The organism is Brevibacillus porteri, assembly GCF_003013475.1.
In the GTDB taxonomy this organism is placed as follows: Bacteria; Bacillota; Bacilli; order Brevibacillales; family Brevibacillaceae; genus Brevibacillus; species Brevibacillus porteri.
Map to the genome: position 1 here is coordinate 39,207 of NZ_PXZO01000032.1, position 25,557 is coordinate 64,763.

Annotated in this window: 25 protein-coding genes; 20 read left to right on the forward strand and 5 right to left on the reverse strand. The window is 48.8% G+C overall.

All coding sequences use genetic code 11. The features are described from left to right. The first annotated feature begins 17 nt into the window (after nt 1–17). The 4 genes from C7R92_RS16990 to C7R92_RS17005 are packed head-to-tail and all read left to right on the forward strand — an operon-like array spanning nt 18 to nt 4,791. Entirely contained in the window at nt 18–2,192 is a 2,175-nt protein-coding gene (locus tag C7R92_RS16990) for a CocE/NonD family hydrolase (protein WP_106835064.1), read from the forward strand. Nucleotides 2,193–2,198: 6 nt separating this feature from the next. Further along, complete coding sequence (locus C7R92_RS16995) at nt 2,199–3,254, forward strand: methyltransferase domain-containing protein (protein WP_244195765.1); 1,056 nt, start codon at nt 2,199–2,201, stop codon at nt 3,252–3,254. Between the two features lie 14 nt (nt 3,255–3,268). Continuing rightward, on the forward strand, nt 3,269–3,817 hold the full coding sequence (locus C7R92_RS17000; protein WP_106835065.1) for a sigma-70 family RNA polymerase sigma factor: 549 nt from the start codon (nt 3,269–3,271) through the stop codon (nt 3,815–3,817). Then, nucleotides 3,787–4,791, forward strand: coding sequence for a hypothetical protein (locus C7R92_RS17005; RefSeq protein ID WP_106835066.1), 1,005 nt, complete (start codon nt 3,787–3,789; stop codon nt 4,789–4,791). Before C7R92_RS17000 ends, C7R92_RS17005 begins: the two co-directional genes overlap by 31 nt. A gap of 54 nt (nt 4,792–4,845) precedes the next feature. On the opposite strand, the gene C7R92_RS17010 is transcribed toward C7R92_RS17005, so the two are convergent. Beyond that, a complete protein-coding gene (locus C7R92_RS17010; RefSeq protein WP_106835067.1) occupies nt 4,846–5,724 on the reverse strand; it encodes a GNAT family N-acetyltransferase in 879 nt (292 codons plus the stop codon). Nucleotides 5,725–6,012: 288 nt separating this feature from the next. Here C7R92_RS17010 and lepA point away from each other — a divergent pair, with 288 nt between their 5' ends. Then, the gene (gene lepA, locus C7R92_RS17015) at nt 6,013–7,830 is read left to right on the forward strand and encodes a translation elongation factor 4 (protein ID WP_017247703.1); all 1,818 of its coding nucleotides are present in this window, start codon (nt 6,013–6,015) and stop codon (nt 7,828–7,830) included. Between the two features lie 259 nt (nt 7,831–8,089). Next, nucleotides 8,090–8,218, forward strand: a complete 129-nt coding sequence (locus C7R92_RS33160) for a hypothetical protein (RefSeq protein ID WP_279629820.1) — start codon at nt 8,090–8,092, stop codon at nt 8,216–8,218. Between the two features lie 158 nt (nt 8,219–8,376). On the opposite strand, the gene ycaC is transcribed toward C7R92_RS33160, so the two are convergent. Further along, a complete protein-coding gene (gene ycaC, locus C7R92_RS17025; protein ID WP_069850307.1) occupies nt 8,377–9,009 on the reverse strand; it encodes an isochorismate family cysteine hydrolase YcaC in 633 nt (210 codons plus the stop codon). A gap of 394 nt (nt 9,010–9,403) precedes the next feature. On the opposite strand from ycaC, the gene hemW reads away from it, so the two are divergent. The 12 genes from hemW to C7R92_RS17085 all read left to right on the forward strand — a co-directional run bounded on the left by hemW (nt 9,404) and on the right by C7R92_RS17085 (nt 21,009). Beyond that, on the forward strand, nt 9,404–10,546 hold the full coding sequence (hemW, locus tag C7R92_RS17030; protein WP_106835068.1) for a radical SAM family heme chaperone HemW: 1,143 nt from the start codon (nt 9,404–9,406) through the stop codon (nt 10,544–10,546). A gap of 152 nt (nt 10,547–10,698) precedes the next feature. Then, the gene (gene hrcA / locus C7R92_RS17035) at nt 10,699–11,724 is read left to right on the forward strand and encodes a heat-inducible transcriptional repressor HrcA (protein WP_069850302.1); all 1,026 of its coding nucleotides are present in this window, start codon (nt 10,699–10,701) and stop codon (nt 11,722–11,724) included. Between the two features lie 58 nt (nt 11,725–11,782). Next, nucleotides 11,783–12,325: a nucleotide exchange factor GrpE gene (gene grpE, locus C7R92_RS17040; RefSeq protein WP_106835069.1), complete on the forward strand. Its 543-nt coding sequence runs from the start codon at nt 11,783–11,785 to the stop codon at nt 12,323–12,325. 51 nt (nt 12,326–12,376) lie between these two features. Continuing rightward, nucleotides 12,377–14,203: a molecular chaperone DnaK gene (gene dnaK, locus C7R92_RS17045; protein WP_017247716.1), complete on the forward strand. Its 1,827-nt coding sequence runs from the start codon at nt 12,377–12,379 to the stop codon at nt 14,201–14,203. 150 nt (nt 14,204–14,353) lie between these two features. After that, nucleotides 14,354–15,481 carry a molecular chaperone DnaJ gene (gene dnaJ / locus C7R92_RS17050; protein ID WP_106835070.1) on the forward strand — a complete coding sequence of 376 codons (1,128 nt, stop codon included), beginning with the start codon at nt 14,354–14,356 and terminating at the stop codon, nt 15,479–15,481. 99 nt (nt 15,482–15,580) lie between these two features. Beyond that, nucleotides 15,581–16,522 carry a 50S ribosomal protein L11 methyltransferase gene (prmA, locus tag C7R92_RS17055; protein WP_069850298.1) on the forward strand — a complete coding sequence of 314 codons (942 nt, stop codon included), beginning with the start codon at nt 15,581–15,583 and terminating at the stop codon, nt 16,520–16,522. 18 nt (nt 16,523–16,540) lie between these two features. Beyond that, nucleotides 16,541–17,299: a 16S rRNA (uracil(1498)-N(3))-methyltransferase gene (locus C7R92_RS17060; protein WP_106835071.1), complete on the forward strand. Its 759-nt coding sequence runs from the start codon at nt 16,541–16,543 to the stop codon at nt 17,297–17,299. A 101-nt stretch (nt 17,300–17,400) separates the two neighbouring features. Continuing rightward, nucleotides 17,401–18,759 carry a tRNA (N(6)-L-threonylcarbamoyladenosine(37)-C(2))-methylthiotransferase MtaB gene (gene mtaB, locus C7R92_RS17065; RefSeq protein WP_106835072.1) on the forward strand — a complete coding sequence of 453 codons (1,359 nt, stop codon included), beginning with the start codon at nt 17,401–17,403 and terminating at the stop codon, nt 18,757–18,759. After that, entirely contained in the window at nt 18,756–19,184 is a 429-nt protein-coding gene (locus C7R92_RS17070) for an NUDIX hydrolase (protein ID WP_017247721.1), read from the forward strand. Before mtaB ends, C7R92_RS17070 begins: the two co-directional genes overlap by 4 nt. A gap of 4 nt (nt 19,185–19,188) precedes the next feature. Continuing rightward, nucleotides 19,189–19,854 (forward strand): deoxyribose-phosphate aldolase, encoded by a 666-nt coding sequence (gene deoC, locus C7R92_RS17075; protein ID WP_069850293.1) that lies wholly within the window; start codon nt 19,189–19,191, stop codon nt 19,852–19,854. A gap of 101 nt (nt 19,855–19,955) precedes the next feature. Further along, nucleotides 19,956–20,351 carry a CidA/LrgA family protein gene (locus C7R92_RS17080; protein ID WP_017247723.1) on the forward strand — a complete coding sequence of 132 codons (396 nt, stop codon included), beginning with the start codon at nt 19,956–19,958 and terminating at the stop codon, nt 20,349–20,351. Further along, on the forward strand, nt 20,344–21,009 hold the full coding sequence (locus C7R92_RS17085) for an LrgB family protein (protein ID WP_017247724.1): 666 nt from the start codon (nt 20,344–20,346) through the stop codon (nt 21,007–21,009). Before C7R92_RS17080 ends, C7R92_RS17085 begins: the two co-directional genes overlap by 8 nt. Here C7R92_RS17085 and C7R92_RS17090 read toward each other — a convergent pair. Then, entirely contained in the window at nt 20,975–21,958 is a 984-nt protein-coding gene (locus C7R92_RS17090) for a Na/Pi cotransporter family protein (RefSeq protein ID WP_106835073.1), read from the reverse strand. The two genes, C7R92_RS17085 and C7R92_RS17090, sit on opposite strands and share 35 nt — an antisense overlap. An 89-nt stretch (nt 21,959–22,047) precedes the next feature. Here C7R92_RS17090 and C7R92_RS17095 point away from each other — a divergent pair, with 89 nt between their 5' ends. Beyond that, nucleotides 22,048–23,343, forward strand: a complete 1,296-nt coding sequence (locus C7R92_RS17095; RefSeq protein WP_106835074.1) for a class I SAM-dependent rRNA methyltransferase — start codon at nt 22,048–22,050, stop codon at nt 23,341–23,343. Between the two features lie 63 nt (nt 23,344–23,406). On the opposite strand, the gene C7R92_RS17100 is transcribed toward C7R92_RS17095, so the two are convergent. Further along, nucleotides 23,407–23,595, reverse strand: a complete 189-nt coding sequence (locus tag C7R92_RS17100; RefSeq protein ID WP_069850289.1) for a DUF4177 domain-containing protein — start codon at nt 23,593–23,595, stop codon at nt 23,407–23,409. 102 nt (nt 23,596–23,697) lie between these two features. After that, entirely contained in the window at nt 23,698–24,189 is a 492-nt protein-coding gene (locus C7R92_RS17105) for a hypothetical protein (protein WP_106835075.1), read from the reverse strand. Nucleotides 24,190–24,422: 233 nt separating this feature from the next. Between C7R92_RS17105 and C7R92_RS17110 the strand changes: the two genes are divergently transcribed. Then, nucleotides 24,423–25,550 carry a D-alanine--D-alanine ligase gene (locus C7R92_RS17110; RefSeq protein WP_167403219.1) on the forward strand — a complete coding sequence of 376 codons (1,128 nt, stop codon included), beginning with the start codon at nt 24,423–24,425 and terminating at the stop codon, nt 25,548–25,550. Nucleotides 25,551–25,557 lie beyond the last annotated feature (7 nt).

A 25,557-nucleotide genomic window follows, 5' to 3' on the forward strand; every position in this document is an offset into this window, starting at 1 on the left:
AACAGGAGGAATGGCGGATGGTACTGACAGAGCATAAACTAGCTTCTTTTGGCTATTATCAATCTGGCATCAAGGTAGCTGATATACGCTTTGAGGATGGGGAAGTTCGGCATCGGAGTACAGGATGGGATACGGGCAGAGCGGCGGACGGTCTATTTGCACAACTGGCTGAAGGGGAAGCAGTCTACGAATTGCCTCTCCTCACCCTGGCACAAAAGCTACCGGAATGGGAGCAAATCGACTGGGAGAGCGAACAAGTCGTGTTTCCGGAAAGCGGAGGGCACTACCAACGCCACCTATCCATCGAAGGAACAGGTCCCACAGGGCAAAAGCAAGCGTGGATCTGGGCGGTGCGCGAAGCAGCGCAGCCAATTGACTTGATCATTTGTGAGAACGAAGTCATCGCTTTTGTGCTGACAGGTCGTGGCGATAGCGTTGTATTGGCGAAAACAGGGTGGGAGGATTTGACCCCGCTTACGATGTGGCAGGACCCTCTGCTGTCTGAAGTAAACTACGGCGTACACCACTTGGGTAGGCATGATGTCGTGATGAGAGATGGCGTTCGTCTGGCGACCGAGATCTGGCTACCTGCGGGTTTGGCGGAAGACCAGCGAGTTCCAACGATTTTCATGCGCACTCCCTATGGACGAATAGATGCCATCTTTCGCCGATTACCCTTTGTAGCTCGCGGATATGCACTGGTAGTTCAGGATACGCGAGGACGTGAAGATTCCGAGGGAGAGTGGATTCCGCTCGTTCACGAGCGCAATGATGGAGACGATAGCCTCAACTGGATCGCGAGTCAGGAGTGGTCGGATGGCAACATCGGGATGCTCGGCGGCTCGTATGTGGGCTATGTGCAGTGGGCTGCGGCCGCTAGCGGCAATCCGCATCTGAAGGCGATTTTTAGCTACGTGACAGTAGGGACGCCTTACGTGGACATCCCACGAAAAGGGGGAACGATTCTTGGTGGTCTGTCATGGATTTTCATGATGGCAGATCAGCGGCGAAATGTCGCGGCTCTCTCCCGGAATGACTGGAGTGAGGTCATCAAGGTGCGCCCGATCAAGGAAATCCCGCAAAAAGTGCTGGGAAAAGAAATCCCGTTTTGGAAAAAATGGATGGAACATCAGGACGGAGACGAATTCTGGGCGATGTCAGACTGGAAGCGGCATGCGGATCAGGTAAAGGTGCCTGCTACCCTTGTATCAGGCTGGTATGACGACAACGGGATGGGGACGAGCGAATCGTGGGAGGTCATCTCCCGAAATGTGCCAGAGCATGCCAGACTCATCTTGGGGCCGTGGTATCACAAGGCGAATACGACCCGAGAAATCCACCATGTGCCATTTGGAAACAATGCCATCCGCTACGATCTGGATGTGACACAGCTCCGCTGGTTTGACCGCTATTTAAAAGGAGTGGAAAATGGCGTCGATCAAGAGCCTCGTGTTGAGTACTATATGGTGGGAGAAAACGAATGGAAGACTTCGCAGACTTGGCCGCCAGCGGAGGTGACGCTGACGAATCTGTATCTGAATAGTGGGGGAAACGCCAATACGAGTGGCGGAGATGGAACACTGACCCTTTCTATCCCAGGTGAACAGGCGGTGGATACATACAGCTATGATCCGCTAGACGCAGCTCCGTATCTGCTGGATTTGTCCGAGAATGAAAACAGCGTTCCGGAAAACTATCGGGATGTGGAAGAGCGGGCAGATGTCCTTGTCTACACATCAGAGCCATTGGAAGAGGAAGTCGTCATCGCGGGAGAAATCTCGGCTGTAATCTATGCATCCAGCTCAGCGCGTGATACAGATTGGTTAGTCCGGCTGTGTGATGTAGATGAGGAAGGCAATTCGATTCGTCTATCGGACGGGATTATTTGCGCACGCTACCGTCACTCATTCGAAGAGCCCGAGCTACTTGTTCCCAGACAAATCGAATGCTATGAGATTCGCATGACCAAGATCGCCAATGTTTTCCGAAAAGGTCACCGCATTCGCGTCTCGGTTACATCTGGCGCCGAGAACTTCTCGTTCCCCAATCCGAATACAGGCAATGATCTGGCAACGGAAACGGAGACTCTCATCGCCGTGCAACGTGTCTATCATGACAGCCGGTATCCGAGTCATATTAAGCTCCCTCTCTTGCGTTCTGGGAGAAGTAAGCAATCTTCAGGAGGTATCTAAAGCAATATGACAGTTTACAGTTGTAGAATATGCAAGTTCCGTTACGACGAGTGGTTAGGTGATACGAAAAATGGCGTACCGCCCGGGGTGCCTTTTCCTCATTTAGCAGGTTCTGTGTGTACCGACTGTGGGATGGACGAGGAAGGTCGGCACTTGCCGCTTCCTGAAACGAAGTACACGAACGTAGAAGCTACGTATTACGATCAGTTTGCGGGGAAGGCTAGCATCGCTTTTTATCGAAACTGGTTGGTGCGGGAAGCGGAGCAATCATCAGTCTCCGTACTGGAGCTGGGGGTTGGAACAGGGAGAATTGCCATTGAACTGGCACGGAATGGCTTGTCAGTCTGCGGGATAGATTGGAGCCCGGATATGCTAGAGATGGCCGCAAAAAAGAAACGGCGCATGCTAAAAGGGAAAGAAGATCTGCTAGAGCTGGTCGAACAAAATATGTGGGGGCTGGAGCTTGAACGGAAATTTACGCATGTGCTTCTTCCAGAAGGGATTTTTCAGCAGGCCACCTGTAGAGACAAACAACGTCAATTGCTTTCGGTTATCCTCGATTACATAACGGAGGACGGAACTGTGGCAATTGACTTACTCTTGCCGCCAGTAAAAAATCAATGGACAACGATGCAACGCAAATTCGTTTTCCCGGACCGCATGGTGTATCAAAAGGTGGAGGGGGAAACCTCACTCTTGGATCAAAAGTTCCGCTACACGCTTACTTATGAGACTTTTCTTGATCAGATTGAGCAACCAAGGTATCGCGTAGAGCGCGAGATGGCGTTGCTTTTGCCTACAGAGCTTGAGCTGTTATTGGAAGGATCAGGCTTTCATGTCACCTATAGCAAAGAGAATGTATTCCACAAGCAAGACTTCGAGCTGAGTCAAGCGGACGAGGGCTATGATATGGATCGTTGGCAGCATGGTGGGTATCCATTCGCTGAACCTGTCGGGACACCCGGTGGCGCTACTCGCTGGACGATTTTGGCGAAAAAATTTCTTCCTCCACTTTGTAACAAAAAGTTTGCTACTGCATCTAACCAGTATGAATGCGAGTGAAGGAGGTCGCGCCCTTGGAAAAATTGCAGCCGACGACAGATGCTGCGTTAGAGCAAATCATGAGGGAATATGGGACCCGCGTGCTTCGACTCGTCACTTTTCTGGTCAAAGATCGCAGCTTGGCAGAAGATATTACGCAAGATGTATTTGTTAAAGTGTATCGGCATCTTCCCCGCTTTCGGCAGGAGAGCAGCGTGCACACGTGGTTGTATCGAATCGCGGTTAATGAGTGCAAAGGTTATTTACGTTCTTGGTCGTTCCGTCATATCCTTCCCCGCTCGTGGATTAGACAGGATGGGGAGCTTTCAACAGAAAGTCTTGTGCTCGATCAAGCCGAAAGGGACCAGCTCGTAGCAGAAGTATTGCATCTTCCTCCGCTCTATCGTCAAGCGATTGCCCTTCATTACTATGCGGATTTATCCATCGGAGAGGTAGCGGATGTGCTTGGGGTAACGGAAGGAACAGTCAGAACCCGGTTGCATAGGGCCAGACAGCAGCTTCGGCAGAGTATGGGAGAGGGGAGGGACTGGGAATGGACGAAAACCGATGGCTCAAGGACTTAAAGGAACGGGCAGATCAAACTATTTTTCGTGATGTACAGTTCACTGCATCGATGGAAGAGCGAGTGCGGCAGAGGGTGAGGCCTGGGACTGGGTGGATGACTGGTTGGAGGAAGCTAGCCTTGCCGGGCGTTGTGCTGACTATGGGCTTGCTATTGTGGTTCGGGCTCCCCATTCAGGAGAAGAGACAATCTGCACTGCATGAGGTGAGACCTTTACAACAAGAGACACAAGTACCCTCCTTGTTGCCAGGGGGCCAAATCGTTGAAGCGGATTTGTGGAAGCTGTCGCCTTCATTTTCTTCCACTTACAAAAATCAGTCCTTTTCTTATTTGGGAGAAAAGCCTGTCCGCATCATGACAGATCAGGACGGTTTCTACGAAGGGCAGATGCAGCGGGTGATTTGGCTGTTGAATGGGGACTACACACAAGAAGTAGAGATCGCTGCTTACAACACCGATGGGAGCCGGCTGTCATTGGGCAGCTACGAGGCTATGGACCCGTTATACGATGCGGATGGTCATTTTCCATCAGGGATCGTGTTACCTGAACCGGGAAAATGGAAGCTGGAAGTAAGAGCAGGAGGCAAACATCTCGGACAAGTTTTTGTCGAAGTGAAAAAAGGGATAGCACCTGCGAACCGTCAACTAGTTGGGCCTATCATTCATCAGTTTTTGCAGACGGAAAGCATTAAGCTGGGGTGGCTGGGAAAACACCGCGAGATTAACGTCGAGCTCCTCGGCGTAGAAGCACCAGATGCTGAAAAACGAACGGTATACGCTTGGGTGAAAATAGCGGGAAGCAATTCTTCCGCGCTCAGTGCACCAATGGTCTTTCAAATCGCCTACAATGGGAATGAGTATCGGGTAACTGACTTCCAAATGCCCGGAGATGGCAGCAACTACCAGGGCAGTCTGCAAAAACTATTTCCACCTAAAGTGCTAGAGCAAGTTCACAATCGATCAAAAACAAAGTAAGAATGACAAAACGGACCTTTGCCTAAAAGAAGGTCCGTTTTTAGCTGTTCATGTTTATCCGTATATTTGAGCTCCTATCGCCCAGTACGTCCCAGCCCGGCGTGGCAGGCTATCAGTATTCGCAACCATCACTGGGGGATGAGAAACCTGTATGAAGCCGTTTTGCTCCAAATAAGTGTGAAATGCTGTTTGCTCATCTGGTACGTCTATCCGCACACGTCCGGTATGATTTTGTGTCAGCTTGTACAGGATGTGTTCAGCCATGATCGCATTTTCTGCGACGATCGGTCCCGCGATAAGGTTGACTGGGCCTTGGACGGCGAAGCCATACCCGATGATTTTGCTGGAGCGATTTTTGACTACCAGACAGGTGGTGGCTTGTCTCATGCGTGTCTCGAGAAAATGAGTGCGTCTGCTACCCAGTGCTGCTTTGTCCAATTCAACCACACTCGAGAAATCGTCCAAATCCATTGGTACCATTTCGAATTCGTCAATGGCTTCGTTTTGCAGAGGTGCTTCAGGCACAAAGCGTTCAGCTATAAACTTTCGAATACGATCCACTGTCTGGAACCTGAGATTTTTGTACAATGGCTCTCCTTCTGGAGTTGCAATGAGCATGATCGTTGTATCGGTAGAAACAGACGTCATGCAAGCCTGCATGAGCTGGCGGCCAAATCCTTTGCCTTGTGACGAGGGATGGACGATCACCATACCGATGCTCGCAAGCTTGTCATCGTACGGGATGATAGCCGCACATGAAAGGAGGGTGCCACTCGCGTCTTTGTGACCGAATACGGTGCCGATAGACAGAATTGTGTGAATTTCAGGTTCGTCGTAATCCCAGCCTACGGAATCAGATAAGGTAATGAGTCCGGGAATATCTACTATCGTCAAGCAATGCAAGCAAGAGTCAACGCTGTTCACTTTGATCATTCTCCGTTTCTTTCGTTGTGTTCACGGCGGTATCGCCTAATGCTTCCGCAACTTTTTTACGTGTAGCGTCCAGGCGTTTCGCAGCTCCATGCTCATGCAGCGGATCACTCCATGCTATTTACCACTTTAGCACAGGAAAAGTTTGGATACGAGAAAAAGGAGGCAAATGCCCGATTCTCTTTGGTTGCTCTTTATATCATCGGTTTGTTATAATTACTGTTAGTGTATTTTTTGTGAGGCGCAATCTGAACGTTTGAATGGATTCGCGTGGGAGGGAACGAACAACACATGGATCGTCGTGAAAGACAAAAAAGGATACGAAATTTTTCCATCATCGCCCACATTGACCATGGAAAGTCGACGCTGGCAGACCGTATTTTGGAGCTGACCGGTGCTTTGACTGCACGTGAGATGGAAGCCCAGTTTCTTGACACGATGGAGCTGGAAAAAGAGCGCGGGATTACGATTAAGCTCAATGCCGTGCGTTTGAACTATAAAGCAGATGACGGTGAGGAATACATTCTCCACCTGATTGACACCCCTGGACACGTCGACTTTACGTATGAAGTATCCCGCAGTTTGGCTGCTTGTGAAGGGGCTATTCTCGTCGTGGATGCGGCACAAGGGATCGAAGCCCAGACATTGGCAAACGTCTATTTGGCGTTGGACAGCGACCTGGAGATCATTCCGGTTATCAACAAAATCGACCTGCCGAGCGCAGAGCCTGAGCGCGTGAAGCAAGAGGTTGAAGACGTAATTGGTCTGGATGCCAGCGACGCGGTTCTGACATCTGCCAAAGCAGGTATCGGGATTAAAGAAGTGCTGGAAGCGGTTGTGCAAAAAGTACCGGCTCCAGAGGGAGATCCAGATGCACCTCTGCAAGCTTTGATTTTTGACTCCTATTTTGATGCGTATCGTGGCGTTATTGCCTCTATCCGTGTCATCAACGGGACCTTGAAAAAGGGTATGAAAATCAAGATGATGGCAACAGGCAAGTCGTTTGAGGTAACAGAAATCGGTACCTCTACACCACGCCAAACACAAGTTGAAGAGTTAACGGTTGGAGACGTAGGTTACGTAGCAGCTTCCATTAAAACGGTGGGAGACACCAGTGTGGGGGATACCATTACAGATGCGAATCGCCCTGCACCTGAACCGCTACCTGGCTACCGCAAGATTAACCCGATGGTATTCTGCGGTCTGTACCCAATCGAAACAAACGAGTACAACGATCTGCGTGATGCGTTGGAAAAGCTCCAGCTCAACGATGCGTCTCTGCAGTTTGAACCGGAGACTTCCCAAGCACTTGGCTTTGGTTTCCGTTGTGGTTTCTTGGGACTTCTGCACATGGAGATCATCCAGGAGCGGATCGAACGGGAATTCAACATTAACTTGATTACTACCGCGCCGAGCGTTATTTATCGCATTACCAAAACGAACGGCGAAGTATTCGAAATCGACAACCCGTCTAAAATGCCAGAAGCGCAAAAGATCGAAATGGTCGAGGAGCCTTACGTTACTGCGACGGTCATGGTGCCAAAAGAATACGTCGGCGATGTTATGCAGCTGTGCCAAGGTAAGCGCGGTGAGTTTCTTGACATGCAGTACTTAGGTGAGAATCGCGTGCAGCTGAAGTACGACATGCCATTGTCCGAGATCGTCTACGATTTCTTTGACATGCTGAAGTCGGGAACAAAAGGATATGCGTCCTTTGACTACGAACTGGGTGGCTACAAAGCTTCCAAGCTGGTGAAAATGGATATTCTCCTCAACAGCGAAGTGGTGGATGCTCTGTCGTTTATCGTACACAAAGATACAGCCTATGCTCGTGGTAAGGTCATCTGCGAAAAGCTGAAGGAATTGATTCCTCGCCAGCAATTCGAGGTGCCGATTCAAGCGACGATCGGGCACAAGGTTGTAGCTCGTGAAACGATCAGTGCGTTGCGTAAAAACGTTCTTGCCAAATGTTACGGTGGGGATATCTCACGTAAGCGCAAACTGCTCGAAAAGCAAAAAGAAGGAAAGAAGCGCATGAAGTCTGTCGGTTCCGTAGAGGTACCACAAGAAGCATTTATGGCTGTATTGCGCATGGATGATAAGAAGTAGCACTCTCCCCCACCGTACTGCCACCAAATTGGCGAAATGGTGGGGGATTTATTTACCTTCATACATAATTTACCCGAAGGTTAACGGCATGAAATGGGATGTAGAATGCGACGACATACGCAGAATTTTCAAATCTGCTTCTGTCGTCTTTCTTTTTGCAGATTCCGTTCTGTTGACATGAAAACTCGACCCTGGGGAGGATCGATTGGTCACCAAGGATGTGGTGGTTGGGGATGATTAGTTACAGGTGGTATCGCTGGTGGGTGTGGTACAGGAGTTGGAGGATGAGGATCGAGGCTGTGTGGTGGCCAAGGAGTTGGTGGATGAGGGATTTCACTCGATGGCGGAAATTCTGGATTTGGTAAGTTACAATCTGGTGGACAATTAGATTTTGCTTGGGAATCGTTATTGGTTGGTGACAATCAGAACTACCTTCTTTACTTGTTTGTAGTATCAAGTAATGGAGGAGACATTATTCAAATGGATTAGGGAAGCAAGTAATAGTAAGGGGTACCGCCAACAATATGGAGGTACCCCAAGTGGGTTCTATTTGACAAGTTCGTTCTGCGCTCGATAACTTTCGATTACATGTTGATAGCCGGGAAGGTTACTGGCTAGTAAATCACCAAAACCTTCGACGTTGTTGCGCCAATCCCGTTGTAACTCGCACGCTACACTAAACCAGTTCATGAGTTGCACGCCAGCGTGTGCCATGCGCATTAACGAGGCCTCCGCTACCTGTTTGCTGAAAGTGCCAGAAGCGTCGGTGACAACGAATGCTTCATACCCCGCATGAAGAGCGGAAAGTGCAGGGAAACTTACGCAGACATCGGTAACCACACCGGCAATGATAAGTTGCTTCTTGCCGGTTGCCTGGATTGCTTTTACAAAATCCTCATTATCCCACGCATTGATCTGTCCTGGACGAGCAATCTTGGGAGCTTCTGGAAAGAGTTCGACAAGTTCCTTGATTAATGGACCGTTTGGGCCACTCTCGAAGCTTGTGGTAAGAATGACAGGCAAATTGAAAAATTTCGCGGTCTTAGCTAGAGCCATGACATTGTTCTTGAATTCATCAACCCCGTAATCACGTACAAGTCCAGAAATAAGGCCGGTTTGATGATCAATCAGAAGAACAGCAGCATCATTTTGAGAAATACGGGAATAGAGATCAGTCATTTCATAATCCTCCTCAAAAACAAGTAACAACTCTAACATGTCTATTCGAAATGAAACGTTTCATTCACGAATCTGAACAACCGACTTTTCGCGTAAATCTCTCCACTGAATAACGACTACTTTTAGGAGCATAGAAGTCATGTTTGACTCGATATAGAAAAATACACTATGATAATCAAGCTGTTACAAATGCTTGTTGTATCAATGTTTGCAGTCGATTCTCTTATTTACTGTGTTACAATAAAATTAACGAGGTCAATCAAAGGCGTATATGGCTGTTTTACGCATGGATGATAAGAAGTAGGCCTGACCTTGTGTCAGGTCTTTTCCATTAAAGAGGTTGTCAAAAAAGTTGTCTTTTGAACAACTCAATTATAAAAGGAGGGAAAGGGACATGATGCCACAATCGGTTTACATTCACATTCCCTTTTGTACAAATAAATGCTACTACTGTGACTTCAACTCATTTGTGACGAGCAATCCGCAGCTCATTTGGGATTACTTAGACGCATTGAAAAGCGAGATGGAGCTTACTTTTAGCCAGCAACCGATCGAGCAGGTGAAAACGATTTTTGTCGGCGGAGGGACGCCTACGTTTCTCGATCATGCCCAAATGCGCGCGTTTTTGGAAATCGTACAAAAGCAATTGGGCAAGTACTGGGCGGATGATATCGAGTTTTCAATGGAAGCGAATCCGGGAACGACAGACGTGGAAAAGCTGCGAATCATGCGTGAGCTGGGTGTCAATCGTCTGAGTTTTGGTGTGCAGTCCTTTGACGACGCGCTCTTAAAACGTTTGGGACGAATCCATGACCAGGAAGCCGTGTACCGCAGTATCGATAATGCGAAAAAAGTAGGCTTCGACAACTTCAGCATCGACCTGATGTTTGGATTGCCGGATCAGACACTAGACATTTTCCGCCAGACGTTGGACAAGGCGTTTGGGCTAGGTACCACCCATTTCTCCGCGTACAGTCTCAAGGTGGAGGAGAACACGCTGTTCCACACGCTCTACCAGAAGGATCAGCTGCCACTGCCATCGGAAGAGACGGAGCTTGAGATGTACATGGTATTAATAGAAGAGATGGAGCGTCACGGGTACAAGCAGTATGAAATCAGCAATTTTGCAAAACCGGGCTTCGAGAGCAAACATAATAAAACCTATTGGCTCAATCGTGAATATTATGGGGTGGGTGCAGGTGCCCACGGCTATGTGTGCGGCCATCGACATGTGAATGCTGGCCCGCTTGCGATTTACATGCAGAAGTGCAAGGAAGGGCTGCCGCGTGTTGAACAATTCGAGGTGCCGCGCGAGGATGCCATGGAGGAACAGATGATTTTGGGGCTGAGGTTGAGAGAAGGAGTTGACCTTTCGGCGTTTGCATCCCGTTTTGGTGCAACTGTTCATGATGTTTTTGGGACAATAATAGAAGAGGAGGTAACCAAAGGAATGCTGGAAGAACAGGATGGGTTTTTGAAGCTGACGAAACAGGGGCTTCCGCTCGGAAATGAGGTATTTGCGCGCTTTCTCCGTTAAGTACAAAGGAAACTCGCGAAAAATGAGATTTTTTGTCTCCGGAACTCGCTCAAGTTCGTTGACAAATCCTTCTACTATTGATACCTTAGTATATAGATTTAGCACTCGATAAGCATGAGTGCTAACAATCCAACAGGAGGCGAGCGACATCCATGTTATCAGATCGTCAACAAATGATTTTAAACGCGATTGTCGATAATTACATTCATTCTGCCGAACCTGTTGGCTCCCGAACCATTTCCAAACGGGACGACATCGGATTCTCTTCGGCAACGATACGCAACGAGATGTCTGACTTGGAGGAGCTGGGATACTTAGAACAGCCCCACACATCGGCGGGACGTGTGCCTTCTACAAAAGGATACCGCTTCTACGTCGATAACTTGATTCAGCCTCATCTTTTGGAGGAAGCTGAATTGGGTAAACTAAAGCAGTTGTTTGCCGAACGTATTCTCCATTCTGAACAAGTGGTAGAGTACACTGCCCAGATTCTCTCTCAGCTGACAAACTACACGGCGATTGTCTTGGGTCCAGAGATTTTTGAGCATCGGTTAAAACATATTCAAATCGTTCCTTTGAATGAAACACAGGCTGTGGCGATTGTGGTGACGCATACCGGACGAGTGGAGAACAAGCTGATCGATCTTCCAGAAGGCATTGGTGCCGGGGAAATCGAGAGACTCGTCAATCTGTTGAATGGAAAGCTGACCGATGTACCACTATGGCAGCTGCGGCAACGTCTTTATCAAGAGATTTCGGGTGAAATGCAACGTCATACGGAGCAGTATGAAGAAATTCTTCAGTTCCTCAACAACTCGCTGACACAAGAAGAAGAACGAGTATACTTACGCGGTGCGACCAAGATCTTGAACCAGCCGGAATTCCGAGACGTGGATAAAGTCAAGGATATTCTGGAGCTATTGGAGCAGCACGATCAATTGCTGAATGTGATCGGCATGCAGGGTGATGGTTTAACGGTACGCATCGGACAGGAAAACCAGCTAGACGCGATTAAGCAATGCAGTATTATTACCACTTCTTATTCGCTTGGAGGCAAGCCGGTGGGAATGGTAGGGATACTTGGTCCGACGCGAATGGAATACGGCAAGGTCATTACAGTGCTCAACCATTTGGCGGAAGGCCTATCGCGCATGCTGACTTCGCAGTTTGAGAAATAAATGGAGTGAATGGCTAAACAGTCTTTTGACTGGGAAAGGCCGCCAGGAGGTAGTGACGTTGAGCGAGGAAAAAGTAACGCAAGACCCGACTCTCGAAGAAGAACAAGTAGCAGAGGATGCAGACCAAACGACTGCAACCGAAATGAACGGGGAGCAGGAAGCTGCTCACTGGAAGGCTCAGGCCGAAGAGCATCAAAACCGCATGCTGCGCGCCATGGCCGATATGGATAACCTTCGCCGCCGTGTTCGCAAAGAGCAGGAAGATCTGGCTAAATACGCTTCTCTTAAAATCGTGGAAGAGCTTCTGCCAGTTCTCGATAACTTCGAGCGAGCACTTGCCGCTGACAAGGATTCCATGACGGTAGACTCCCTCTTGGAGGGCGTAAACATGGTATATCGTCAGATGGTCCAAGTTTTCGATAAAGAAGGCTTGGCCGCAATCGAGGCTCAAGGAAAACCATTTGACCCTCACATCCACCAGGCGGTTATGCAAACACAAGACCCTGAGTTTGAATCAGGTGTTGTGGTAGCCGAGCTGCAAAAAGGATATATGTTCAAAGACCGCGTCGTTCGTCCGGCGATGGTTCAAGTGAACGAGTAATCTCAAAAAACGTAAATTCACTAGAAGCATAGTGTTAGGAGGACATTTTGTATGAGTCGCGTAATCGGAATTGACTTGGGAACAACCAACTCTTGTGTAGCAGTAATGGAAGGTGGAGAGCCTGTCGTTATTGCCAATGCGGAAGGTAACCGCACTACACCATCCGTGGTAGCATTCAAAAACGGCGAGCGCATCGTTGGGGAAGCGGCAAAACGCCAAGCTATCACAAATCCAGACAATACCGTAATCTCAATCAAGCGCCACATGGGTACTGCTCATAAAGAAACGCTTGAAGGTAATGCATACTCCCCTGAGCAGATTTCTGCTATGATTCTGCAAAAGCTGAAAGCAGACGCGGAAAGCTACCTTGGTCAACCTGTGACGCAGGCAGTGATTACGGTTCCTGCATACTTCAATGACAGCCAACGCCAAGCAACAAAAGATGCTGGTAAAATTGCTGGCTTGGAAGTACTGCGTATTGTGAACGAACCAACCGCAGCTGCACTTGCATACGGTATGGAGAAAACAGAAGATCAAACCGTTCTCGTATTCGACTTGGGTGGCGGTACCTTTGACGTATCCATTCTCGAATTGTCCGATGGCTTCTTCGAAGTAAAAGCGACCTCCGGTGATAACAAGCTGGGTGGAGACGACTTTGACGATGTAGTGATGAACTACCTGGTGAGCGAATTCAAAAAAGAACATGGCATCGACTTGTCCAAGGATCGTATGGCACAACAACGTTTGAAAGACGCTGCTGAAAAAGCGAAGAAAGACCTGTCCGGTGTTCTGACTACGACCATTTCTCTGCCGTTCATTACAGCAGATGCAACAGGTCCAAAACACTTGGAGATGAACCTGACTCGCGCAAAATTCGAAGAGATCTCCGCTGATTTGGTAGAGCGTACGATGGGCCCAACTCGTCAAGCGCTAAAAGATGCTGGTCTGACTCCAAGCGAACTGGATCGCGTTATCCTGGTTGGTGGTTCTACTCGTATCCCAGCGGTACAAGAAGCAATCAAGAAATTTACAGGAAAAGAACCACATAAAGGTGTAAACCCAGACGAAGTAGTAGCACTGGGAGCGGCTGTTCAAGCGGGCGTACTGACTGGTGACGTGAAAGACGTCGTTCTTCTCGACGTAACTCCACTGTCCCTCGGTATCGAAACATTGGGTGGCGTATTCACCAAGTTGATCGATCGTAACACGACGATCCCAACAAGCAAATCCCAAGTGTTCTCTACAGCTGCTGACAACCAAACATCTGTAGAAATCCACGTTCTCCAAGGGGAGCGTCAAATGGCGAACGACAATAAATCTCTCGGTCGCTTCAACCTGTCTGATATTCCGCCAGCGCCACGCGGCATCCCGCAAATCGAAGTTTCCTTCGATATTGACGCGAACGGAATCGTAAATGTACGTGCAAAAGACCTGGGTACAGGAAAAGAGCAACGTATCACGATTACTTCCAACTCCGGCCTGTCCGACGATGATATCGATCGCATGGTAAAAGATGCCGAGTTGAATGCAGAAGCGGACAAACAACGCAAAGAGCAAGTGGAAGTTCGTAACGAAGCGGATCAGCTTGTATTCACGACTGAGAAAACACTGAAAGAAGTAGAAGGCAAGATCGATCAAGCTGAAATCGACCGCGCTAACGCTGCGAAAGATAAAGTGAAAGCTGCTCTGGAAGGCGGCAACATCGAAGAGATCAAGACAGCGAAAGATGAACTGTCCGAGATCATCCAACAAATTTCTGTGAAGCTCTACGAGCAGGCTGCTCAAGCGCAAGCAGCACAAGGCGGCGCTGAAGGTCAAGAGCCGAAGAAAGACAATGTTGTTGATGCTGACTACGAAGTGGTAGACGATAAAAAGTAACACGCTGGAACTGTGAGGGGAGAGATTTCTTCCCTCACTTCCCACGATGTGACCCATGAAAGTCAAAGTCACGGAATGCTGACTTTGACTTTTTTTCAAGTCTGTCACATGCTATGATAACAGTTGACTGTCATGGGAGTGATGTAGGAGATGAAACGTGATTTATACGAGGTTCTAGGCGTTGCCAAGGACGCGGACGCTGATGAAATTAAAAAAGCGTATCGCAAGCTGGCTCGCCAGTACCATCCGGATGTAAATAAAGAGGCTGACGCGGAAGAAAAGTTCAAAGAAGTAAAGGATGCGTATGACATCCTGTCCGAGCCACAAAAGCGTGCGCAGTATGACCGTTTTGGTCACCAAGACCCGAATCAGGGCTTCGGTGGCGGAGGTTTTGATGGATCAGGCATGGGCGGCTTCGGAGATATTTTTGATATGTTCTTCGGTGGTGGCGGCAGACGTTCGAATCCAAATGCACCACGCAAAGGATCTGATCTGCAATTTGGCCTCAGCATTGACTTTATCGACGCGATTTTTGGAAAAGAAACCGACGTGGAAATTCCAAAAGAAGCAGAATGCGATACATGCCTTGGTTCTGGCGCGAAGCCTGGTTCCGGTGTAGATACATGTAAGACTTGTAGCGGAACTGGACAACAAGAAGTGGTGGCGAACACGCCATTCGGCCGAATCGTCAATAGCCGTGTTTGCTCGACTTGCGAAGGAAAAGGGAAAGTCGTCAAAGAAAAATGTTCAACTTGCCGTGGCAATGGACGTGTCAAGGTACGCCGCAAAATTCATCTCAACATCCCAGCAGGTGTGGACGATGGAGCACAATTGCGCGTAACAGGCGAGGGAGAACCGGGCGCAAACGGTGGACCTCCTGGAGATTTGTACGTCGTATTGCGTGTGAAGAGTCATGAGTTTTTTGAGCGTGAAGGAAATGATATTTACTGTGAGGTTCCGCTTACTTACGCACAGGCAGCACTTGGAGATGAGATCGAAGTGCCGACTGTCGATGGTCGCGTGAAGTTGAAGATCCCGGCGGGTACCCAAACAGAAACATTCTTCCGCTTGCGTGGTAAAGGTGTTCCGCATTTGCGTGGAAACGGCCGTGGTGATCAGCATGTGAAAGTGCGCGTCATTACACCGACCAAGCTAAGCGATAAACAAAAGGAATTGTTGCGTGAGCTCGCCGAACTGTCTGGAGAAAAGCCAGGGCAGCATGGGGGAGAAGACGAAAGCTTTTTCGAAAAAATGAAACGGGCATTCCGCGGCGAGTAATCCGTCGCGGTTTTGTCCGCTTTCTGCCTAAAGTTTCATGTAGCGAAGTCGATTAAATGAAAAGCCCGATTGGGAGCTTATGTGGGGAGTGGTAGATTCGTGAAATGGTCAGAAATCAGTATCCATACTACAGCGGAGGCTACGGAGGCGGTGTCGAGCCTCTTGTATGAATTGGGTGCCAATGGTGTCGTAATTGAAGACCCGGAGGTGCTTTATCGTGAGTGGGATACCCCCTTTGGCGAAATCTACCAGCTTTCTCCTGATGATTTTCCAGCCGAGGGCGTATTCGTTAAAGCATACCTGCCGGTTGACAGCAGCGAGCTGCTTGATGTAGTAGAAGAGCTGAAAGAGCAATTGGCGCAGTTGATCGAGTATGGTCTGGATATCGGCAAGGCATCGATTGCTGTAAACGATGTCCACGAAGATGAATGGGCCCACGCCTGGAAAAAATATTACAAACCGGTTCATGTGTCTGATCGCATGACCATCAAGCCAGTATGGGAAGAGTACGAACCGAAGAATTCCGATGAGATTATTATCGAGATGGACCCAGGCATGGCATTTGGAACAGGTACACATCCGACGACCATCCTTTGTCTGCGTGCACTCGAGAAGTACATGGCAAAAGGCGATCAGGTGTATGATGTTGGGACAGGCACAGCTATTTTGAGTATTGCTGCTATCAAGCTCGGAGCAAAAGATGTGCTGGCGATGGACTTGGATGAAGTAGCCGTACGCTCTGCACAGGCCAATACCGAACTGAATGGTGTGCATGAGCATATCAACGTGAGACAAAACAACTTGCTCGACGGCATCGAGGAGCAGGTGGAAGTGGTCGTGGCTAACATTTTGGCAGAAGTCATCGTGCGTTTCACCGACGATGTATTCCGCGTGTTGAAGCCAGGTGGTACCTTTATCTCTTCAGGTATTATTGCTGCACGTGAAGCGGATGTAAAAGCGGCGTTGGCGGCTTCAGGTCTTGAGGTCGTGGAAACCATTTTCATCGATGACTGGGTAGCAATTGTAGCAAAAAAACGATAGAATAGTGGGGTTGGCGAGATGCAACGATATTTTGTCGAGCCACATTCCTTTAGTGAGAATGAGCTAACGATTGTCGGAGACGATGTACACCATATCGTAAATGTAATGCGTGCTCGGGAAGGCGAAGAAATCATCGTTTCTGATGGAGCGGGCAGGTCTGCACGGGCCAAACTTGTCTACCTTTCTGCCAAGGAAGTGCGGGCAGAAGTAATGGAAATGCTTCAAGAAGAACGAGAACTGCCGATCCGGATCACAATTGGTCAGGGGCTTCCAAAAGGCGAGAAGCTGGAGTGGATTTTGCAAAAGGGGACGGAACTTGGGGCGTACTCTTTTTTCCCGTTTTCTTCTGAGCGAACCATCGTAAAGCTGGATGCCAAAAAAGAAGCAAAAAAACTGGAGCGTTGGCGCAAGATTGTCAAAGAGGCTGCTGAACAGTCTCATCGCACTGTTTTGCCAGAGCTTTTATCTCCTGTTTCATTTCGTGAGATACTTCAAGCTGGCCAGTCTTATACGCATTGCGCCATTGCCTATGAAAAAGAAGGCAGTACGACGATTCATCAAGTGCTAGAAGAGATGACTGTGGACGATTCACTTCTCGTCCTCGTTGGACCGGAGGGAGGCTTCTCTCCTGAGGAAGTGGCACAAGCAGAGAGCAAAGGGTTCCTGACAGTTTCTCTCGGCCCGCGCATTTTGCGCACGGAAACGGCAAGCCAGTACGTTTTGGCCTGCGCTTCCTATCAGTTTGAACGAAAGGCTTCATCACTTCGCAAAGGATGAGCAGGAATCAAACGGTTATGACCGTTTGGTTGACCGCAAGCGGTCACATCCACTTTTATGAAAAACATCGAGACGTTTTTCACGGAAAAGGAGGAATGGCAATGTCTACCGTTGCTTTTCATACATTGGGCTGCAAAGTAAACAGCTATGAAACAGAGGCCATCTGGCAATTGTTCAAGGCAGACGGCTACGAGAGAGTCGACTTTGAACAAGATGATGCAGATGTTTACGTCATTAATACTTGTACCGTGACGAACACGGGAGATAAGAAGAGTCGCCAAGTGATTCGTCGTGCGATTCGTCGTAATCCTGAGGCGATCGTAGCCGTAACTGGCTGCTATGCGCAAACCTCTCCAAGTGAGATTGCGCAAATTCCCGGTGTGGATATCGTAGTAGGTACACAAGGGCGCGAGAAGCTGATCGAGTACGTGGATCAAATTCGTACAGAGCGCCAGCCGATCAATGCAGTTGGCAACATCATGAAAGCCCGCGAATTCGAAGAGCTGGATGTTCCTAACTTTACGGATCGCACACGTGCTTCCCTCAAGATTCAAGAGGGCTGCAACAACTTTTGTACGTTTTGTATTATTCCTTGGGCGCGCGGTCTGATGCGTTCCCGCAAACCGGAAAGCGTCGTCGAACAGGCCCAAAAGCTGGTGGAAGCGGGCTATCTGGAAATCGTTTTGACTGGGATTCATACGGGTGGATACGGCGAGGATTTGGAAGACTACAATTTGGCCAAGCTGTTGCTTGACCTTCATCAAGTAGAAGGCCTCAAGCGCATCCGTATCAGTTCGATCGAGGCGAGCCAAATCACCGATGAAGTGATCGAGGTCATCAACAATTCCGATCGTGTCGTGCGCCATCTGCATGTACCGCTGCAAGCGGGCGATGACGAAGTGTTGAAACGCATGCGCCGCAAGTATACGACGGCTGAGTTTTACGAAAGAATGGTCAAAGTACGCGAAGCATTGCCAGGAGCAGCGATTACAACAGACGTCATCGTAGGCTTCCCGGGTGAGTCCGAAGAGCAATTCTGGAACGGATACGAGTTTATGAAGAAAATCGGTTTTGCCGAGATGCACGTATTCCCGTACTCCATGCGTACAGGTACACCAGCAGCGCGTATGACGGATCAAATTCCTGAAGAGAAAAAGAACGAGCGTGTAGCGAAGCTTCTGGAGCTTAATCAGGAATTGACCTTGGCATACTCCAAGAAATTCGTAGGGGATGTACTGGAAGTTATTCCGGAGCGTCCATTTAAAGAAGCACCTGATAGTGGTCTTCTGATGGGCTATTCGGACAACTACCTGAACGTCGTCTTCCCTGGCGATGAGAGCATGATCGGCAAGATTTGCAAGGTCAGACTGGATGAACCAGGCTCGGAATACTGCAAAGGGACTTTTGTCCGCGTAGTGGAAACAGAGGCGCTGCCTTACCTGAAGGAGCGAGCTATATGAGGGAGATATCGGCAGGAGGCGTTGTATACCAGAAGCAAGACACAGAGTACATGCTCCTATTGATTGAAGACCGCTATGGCAAAGTAACACTCGCAAAAGGGAAGCAGGAGATGGGCGAGACCATCGAAGAAACGGCTCTGCGCGAAGTTTTGGAAGAAACAGGCGTAGCAGGACGATTGGGGTCCAAGCTCGACATGATCACCTACGTGTATACGCATCCGGTGACGGGCGAATCCATCGACAAAGAAGTCCATTATTATTTAGTAGAAGCTTACAACACAGAAATCACCGTACAGCTAGAAGAAATCAATGATGTTCATTGGCATTCAGCTAAGGAAGCTTGGGATTTGCAACTGCAACGAGGATACCGTAACAATGACAGCATTTTTCGCCTTGCATTCGAACAATTAGGGATAGAGGTGTAGTTCTATGAACATGAACAAATATATCGACCACACGCTGTTGAAGCCTGATGCTACACAAGAGATGATTGACAAGCTGTGCCAAGAAGCAAGAGAGCACGATTTCATGTCTGTATGCGTAAACCCTTACTGGGTAAAACGCTCTGCTGAACTCCTGGCAGGCTCTGATGTAAAAGTGTGCACGGTTATCGGATTCCCTCTGGGAGCGAGCACGATCGAGTCCAAAGCAGCCGAAACCCGCGATGCGATTGCAAACGGAGCGACTGAGGTAGATATGGTACTGAACGTAGGTGCCCTGAAATCCGGCGACCTGGAAACTGTCAAAAAAGACATCGTTGCTGTGAAGCAAGCTGCTGGCGATATTCTCTTGAAAGTGATTCTGGAGACTTGCCTCTTGACCGAAGAAGAAAAAGTAGTTGCGTGCAAGCTCTCCGTAGAGGCTGGTGCTGATTACGTAAAAACCTCCACAGGATTTTCAACAGGTGGAGCAACGGTTGAAGATATCGCCCTGATGCGTAAAACCGTAGGACCAAATGTAGGTGTAAAAGCGTCTGGTGGCGTTCGTGACGGCGAAGCAGCGGTTGCGATGATCGAAGCAGGCGCGAGTCGTGTCGGTACAAGCTCCGGTGTTTCCATTGTAACTGGAGCAAAAACAACAGGCAGCGGATACTAATACGAAAGAAAAGCCTGGCCGAGGAAAGGCCGGGCTTTTTCCGTCCTGCATGCTGATGTTCCTATAGAGAGAGGATAGGGAGCGGGGAGGAGATTAGCAAAATGAAATTTGTTAAAGGAATCGTCATCCTGTTGGCTTTTTATGGAGTAGGCGTAGCTGCGAGCAAATGGCTGCATATTCCCCTGCCCGGTAACTTGGTGGGAATGCTGCTGTTAACTCTGGGACTTTGTATGGGATGGATACGAATGGATTGGGTGGAACAAGCGGGTACTTTTCTAATCCGACACATGTTGCTCTTTTTCGTACCGATCATCGTCGGAGTTGCTTCCTATTTAAACGTATTCACGCAAAATCCATTGCCAATTATACTATCGATGGTACTCGGTCCATTGTTAGTCATGCTTGTGACGGGTGTGGTCGTGCAATGGTATTTGAAGCATCATAAACAAAAATCAGAATCGTCCTCGCAGCAAGAGAGGAGGACTCTGGATGCTTAGTCAATTTTTCGCCATTTTGGTATCGATAGCAGGGTACAAAGGTGCAACAATGATCAACGCCCGATTCCAACGATTGCAGCCTCTCCTGGTGGCTGTGATCTTGGTCTGGACCATGTGGTGGGCGTTTAGCGGCGATTGGGAGGCGTTTGCAGCTGGAGGCCAGTGGATTTCCTTTTGGCTAGGCCCTGCAACGGTTGCACTCGCTATTCCGCTGGCTAAACAGATCAAGGAGTTTGCTCATATTTGGCGTGGTGTATTGCTTGGTGTATGTGCAGGCTGTGCAGTTGCAATCATCGTCGTTATGGCGGTTCATTGGTGTCTGGGATCAGATGAGCTCGTATACAAAAGCATGCTGAGCAAATCCGTGACCACCCCGATTGCGTTGGAGCTGAGTCGTTCCATAGGTGGGGAACCTGCGCTTGCAGCCTTTTTTACCGCGTTGACAGGGATGGTCGGTGTAATGATTGCCCGTCCTGTTCTCAAATGGGGAAAAATCACCGATGATTGGGCAATCGGTATCGCCATTGGTACGAGTGCACACGCCATTGGTACGGCTAGCTTGAACCGCGTTTCTCCCGTTCAAACGGCAGCGTCCAGTGTCGCAATGATCGTGGCAGGCGTCATTACTTCCATCTACTTGATACCATTTTCTTTCTGAAGGTGAGGTCAGTGGGACGACGCCTATCAGGGATCAGCCATTGAATAAACCGGGCTATCTGCGGCACGAATGGCAGCGCGACCAGCGAGCAGACGAGATTGAAGATCGTCTGTGAATGGGCGATCTGCATAGAAGGACTATCCGTTAAAAATGCACTGACGAGGGCAAGCTGGGAAAGAAACGGTAAAAAAACAATCGCGCCTGCGACGTTGAAGAGCGTATGGCACCATGCGACCTGTTTGGATGCCGTATTCGTGCCAATGGCAGCGATGACAGCGGTAAAGCAAGTTCCGACGTTCGCGCCCAATACGATGGCGAGTGCCGTTTCCATCGAAAGAATTTGATGACTGAGCAGGCCCATCGTGATCACGGTCGTAGCGGAACCGCTATGAATGAGAGCGGTGAAAATGATCCCGGTGATCAAACCGAGCCAGATGGAATGGCTGCTCTCCAGAAAAAGGGAACGAAACGTCTCAGACTGCTCCAAAGGCTTCGCCATGACTTTCAATGTATCGATTCCGAGGAAGATCAGTCCGAAGCCGGCGACGACGAGACCAATGCAACGAATGTTTCGGCGCGGCATCAGCCACAGAGCGACTCCGATGAGAAGCATGGGAATGGCAAAGGACTCGAGCTTGAGCGCAACCAGCTCCGTTGTCACTGTCGTGCCCAGATTGGTTCCCAAAATGATGCCGACGGTTTGTGTGAACTGGATGATGCCTGCGTTCGTCAGCCCAATTGTCAGGACGGTTACCGCACTGGAGCTTTGCAAGACAAAAGTAGCGAAGAGACCAATCCAGAAGCTATGGAGCGGGGTACGTGTAAAGCGCCCCATCCATTCTTCCATTTTTTTGCCGGCGAGGTTTTGAAAGCCGGAGCGCATGGCGTACATACCGAAAAGAAAAAAAGTGAGCCCAAAGGTAAAAGGGGCGAGGATGGAGACTATCACAAGATACGTTCCTCCCTGTCCATTTTTAGCAAGTTACTATAACGCTATGCCTGTACAAGGGCAAGCATGACAAGAGGAGGAATAGCTGCATGGCACGTGTGCTATTGAATCAACATCGGAAAAAGCGGCTAGAAGTAGGACATCCGTGGGTTTTTCAATCGGAGGTATTAGAAATTCAAGGGGATGTAGAACCAGGTGAAATCGTCGAGGTCACCAATCACAAAGGGTATTTTTTGGCAAAGGGCTACATTAACCCAGCTTCCCAAATGATCGTGCGCATTCTGAGTTATGACCAAAAGGAAGAGATCGACTATGACTTTTTCTTGCGCAAAATCAAACAGGCGGCAGAATTCCGGACGAGATTTGTGGACAATCCGCGGGCTTGCCGTGTCATTTACGGGGAAGCTGACTTTTTGCCAGGACTCATCGTCGACCGCTACGAAGACACATTGGTTGTCCAAGTCCTCTCATTGGGGATGGAGAAGCGCATCGATTGGATTCGGGATGCACTCGTAGAGGTATTTGCACCGACCGGTATTTATTTGCGCAATGATGTACATGTCCGTGAACTGGAAGGACTGACACAGGGCAAAGAAGTCCTGTATGGAGAGTGCCCGCGTGAGGTATTGATTGAAGAAAACGGATTGAAATACTATGTGGATATCGTAGAGGGGCAAAAGACCGGCTTTTTCTATGATCAGAGGGAAAATCGTGCTTCCATCGCGCCTTTGATGAAAGGCTGGGGCGAAAAGCACGACATTACCCTGACGAGCATGGAAGTAGACGGCGAGACAAAGCAGGTGCCTGTAGACAAGCGCGGTAAAGTGGTCAAAAATCCGTTTTGGGATGGCGCTGAGGTATTGGAATGCTTTACACATACTGGTTCCTTCACCCTAAATGCTTGCAAGTACGGTGCGAAAAAGGTGACAGCCCTCGATATTTCCGATCACGCCATCGAAACAGCGAAGCGAAACATTACACTCAATGGCTTCTTGCATCGCGTAGATTTTGTTGTGGCTAATGCGTTTGATTACTTGCGTGAAAATGTAGAGGCAGGTAAGAACTGGGATGTGGTCATTCTTGATCCACCAGCATTCGCAAAATCGCGTGGAGCAGTGAAAGGCGCTTGTCGCGGTTACAAAGACATTAACTTAAACGGGATGAAGCTCGTTCGTCCAGGCGGATTTCTCGTTACCGCGTCTTGCTCGTACCATATGTCACCTGAGCTGTTCCTGCAAACGATTCAAGAGGCAGCGGTCGATGCGAAAAAGATATTGCGTCTGATTGAATGGCGAGGCGCGGGCAAGGATCATCCGCAAATTAGTGGGGCCGATGAGGCTCATTACTTGAAATTTGCCATCTTTGAAGTAAGAGATCGTCGATAGAGAAAAAGAAAAACAGCGTCCGCTTTCATACGGCGCTGTTTTTCTATTCGGTTTCAGTTTGATTTAAGACTTTGGTTTTTCAAAAATCAATTCGAAGTATTTGGCCATACCATCGCCCCCGATGCTTGGAGCAAAGATTTGCACCAAACGCCAGCCTTCCTTGGCTTGCTCGTGGACAACGGTCTGATAATCTTCTTTTGGTTGGCGTCGAAAAGAGGACAGCTCAACTCGGACGAATTTGTATTCAAACATGTTCTTTCCCCCCGCTTGTATCATCGTCTCTCTTTTTATACGCGCGATGAGCGGAAAGAGTTGCAAAAGAATGTGAATCATTTCGAATAAAGAAATAAGTGCTCATGACAATTGCTTGTCATTTTTTACACGCCTGACGAGATCGAGAGCCTGCTTGAACCCCAGCTCCTTGCCTAAAAAAACTTGTCCTTCGGCGGGGGTAGAAGCGCGGGCCTGGCTTAAGTTCTGAAGCTCGTGGTTCAAGAGATGCTCGACCAAATACAGCTGTACCTGACCCATTTCCCGTTCGCTTTTCCGATCACGCTCCTTGAACTTAGCCCGCTGCTGACTTTCCTCCACGTACTTGTCGATATCATCCTCCAAAAAATGGGAGGCGTTGCAGATGATATGGCGGTAGTCATCCGTCTTAGAGGGAATGGTACGGATGGTATGACCGAGATGGGCGAGGAGAAATTTGTTCAAGACGATTGCGTCTCGGGTGTAGTTGTTATGCAGCAGGGAGTATTCCCCCAAGAAAGACCCGCTTTCCTTATCATAACTGTGCAATAAAGTGTAAGAAGAGCAATATGTGCAGTACAACAAATAATCTCTCATGGAAATCCCTCCAGAAAAATAGCTCCATGACAGGAATTTTATTTATATGTATGAGAAAAAACGTGAGCTGGTGATACTTGCTTCTCTTGTTTTTGGCGTTTGGTTTGTGTATGCTAAATGACGGGCTCGGCCCGGTAAATAGAGCAGATGTTGGGCTTTTGCATAGCATAGGAGAGAGTAGAAACTGGGTAGACTCTCCGGTTTCATACGGAGGGGAAAGGAGCATGACACAGATGGGAAATCAAAAGATCCGACTGGGCATTATTTATGGAGGAAAATCCTCAGAGCACGAAGTTTCATTGCGTACGGCCATGTCCATTATGCAGGCCGTGGATGCAAATAAATATGAGGTAACCCCTGTGTACGTTCAATTGGATGGCTCTTGGGTGACTGGAGAAACACTGGCAGGTCAACTGCCGGAGACGATCGAAGCGTTGCGCTTATCGGCAAAAACGCCAGCCATTACTGAGGCAACAGAGACAGGGAAAGAGCTGGCGGTTGCAAGCCAGCCAGGGCCGCTGTTTGCTATGAATGAGCAATTGGATGTTGTTTTCCCTGTGGTTCACGGACCATTTGGCGAAGATGGGACGATCCAGGGATTGTTGGAATTGGCGAATATCCCGTACGTGGGAACCGGAGTAATGGCTTCCGCTATCGGAATGGATAAATGGATGATGAAGACTGTCTTTGCACAGGCTGGACTTCCGCAAGTGAAATATGTAGGCTTTCTGCGCTCGCAATGGGAAAAAGGCCAGGACGATGTCATGGATCGGATCGAGCGTGAACTTGGCTATCCGTGTTTCGTCAAACCAGCGAATATGGGTTCCAGTGTAGGGATTAACAAAGCGAAAAATCGTGAGGAGCTCAAGCACGCATTAGAGGTAGCTGCCAAATTTGACCGCAGATTGATTGTGGAAGAGTTCGTTCAAGTACGTGAGTTGGAGATTGGCGTTTTGGGGAATGAAGAGCTGATGACATCTGTCGTTGGGGAAGTCATTGCTGCTAAAGAATTTTACGATTACGAAGCCAAGTACAAAGGGGCGGGAACAGAGCTCTCCATTCCTGCGATCGTTCCCGAGCATGTATCCGAACAAATCGCGGATATAGCCAAGCAGGCCTTCCAAGCACTCGATGGCTCTGGCCTTTCCCGCATAGACTTTTTCTGGGATGAGAAAAACGACAAGCTCTATATCAACGAAGTGAATACGATGCCAGGCTTTACGCCGTTTAGTATGTATCCTATGCTTTTCCAAGCTGCGGGTGTGAGCTACGGCGAGCTGATCGATCGTCTGGTGCAACTCGGTATCGAGCGACATGCGGATAAAGGTCGCAATGTCGTAGACGCGGAAGAGTTGGACTAATTATGCG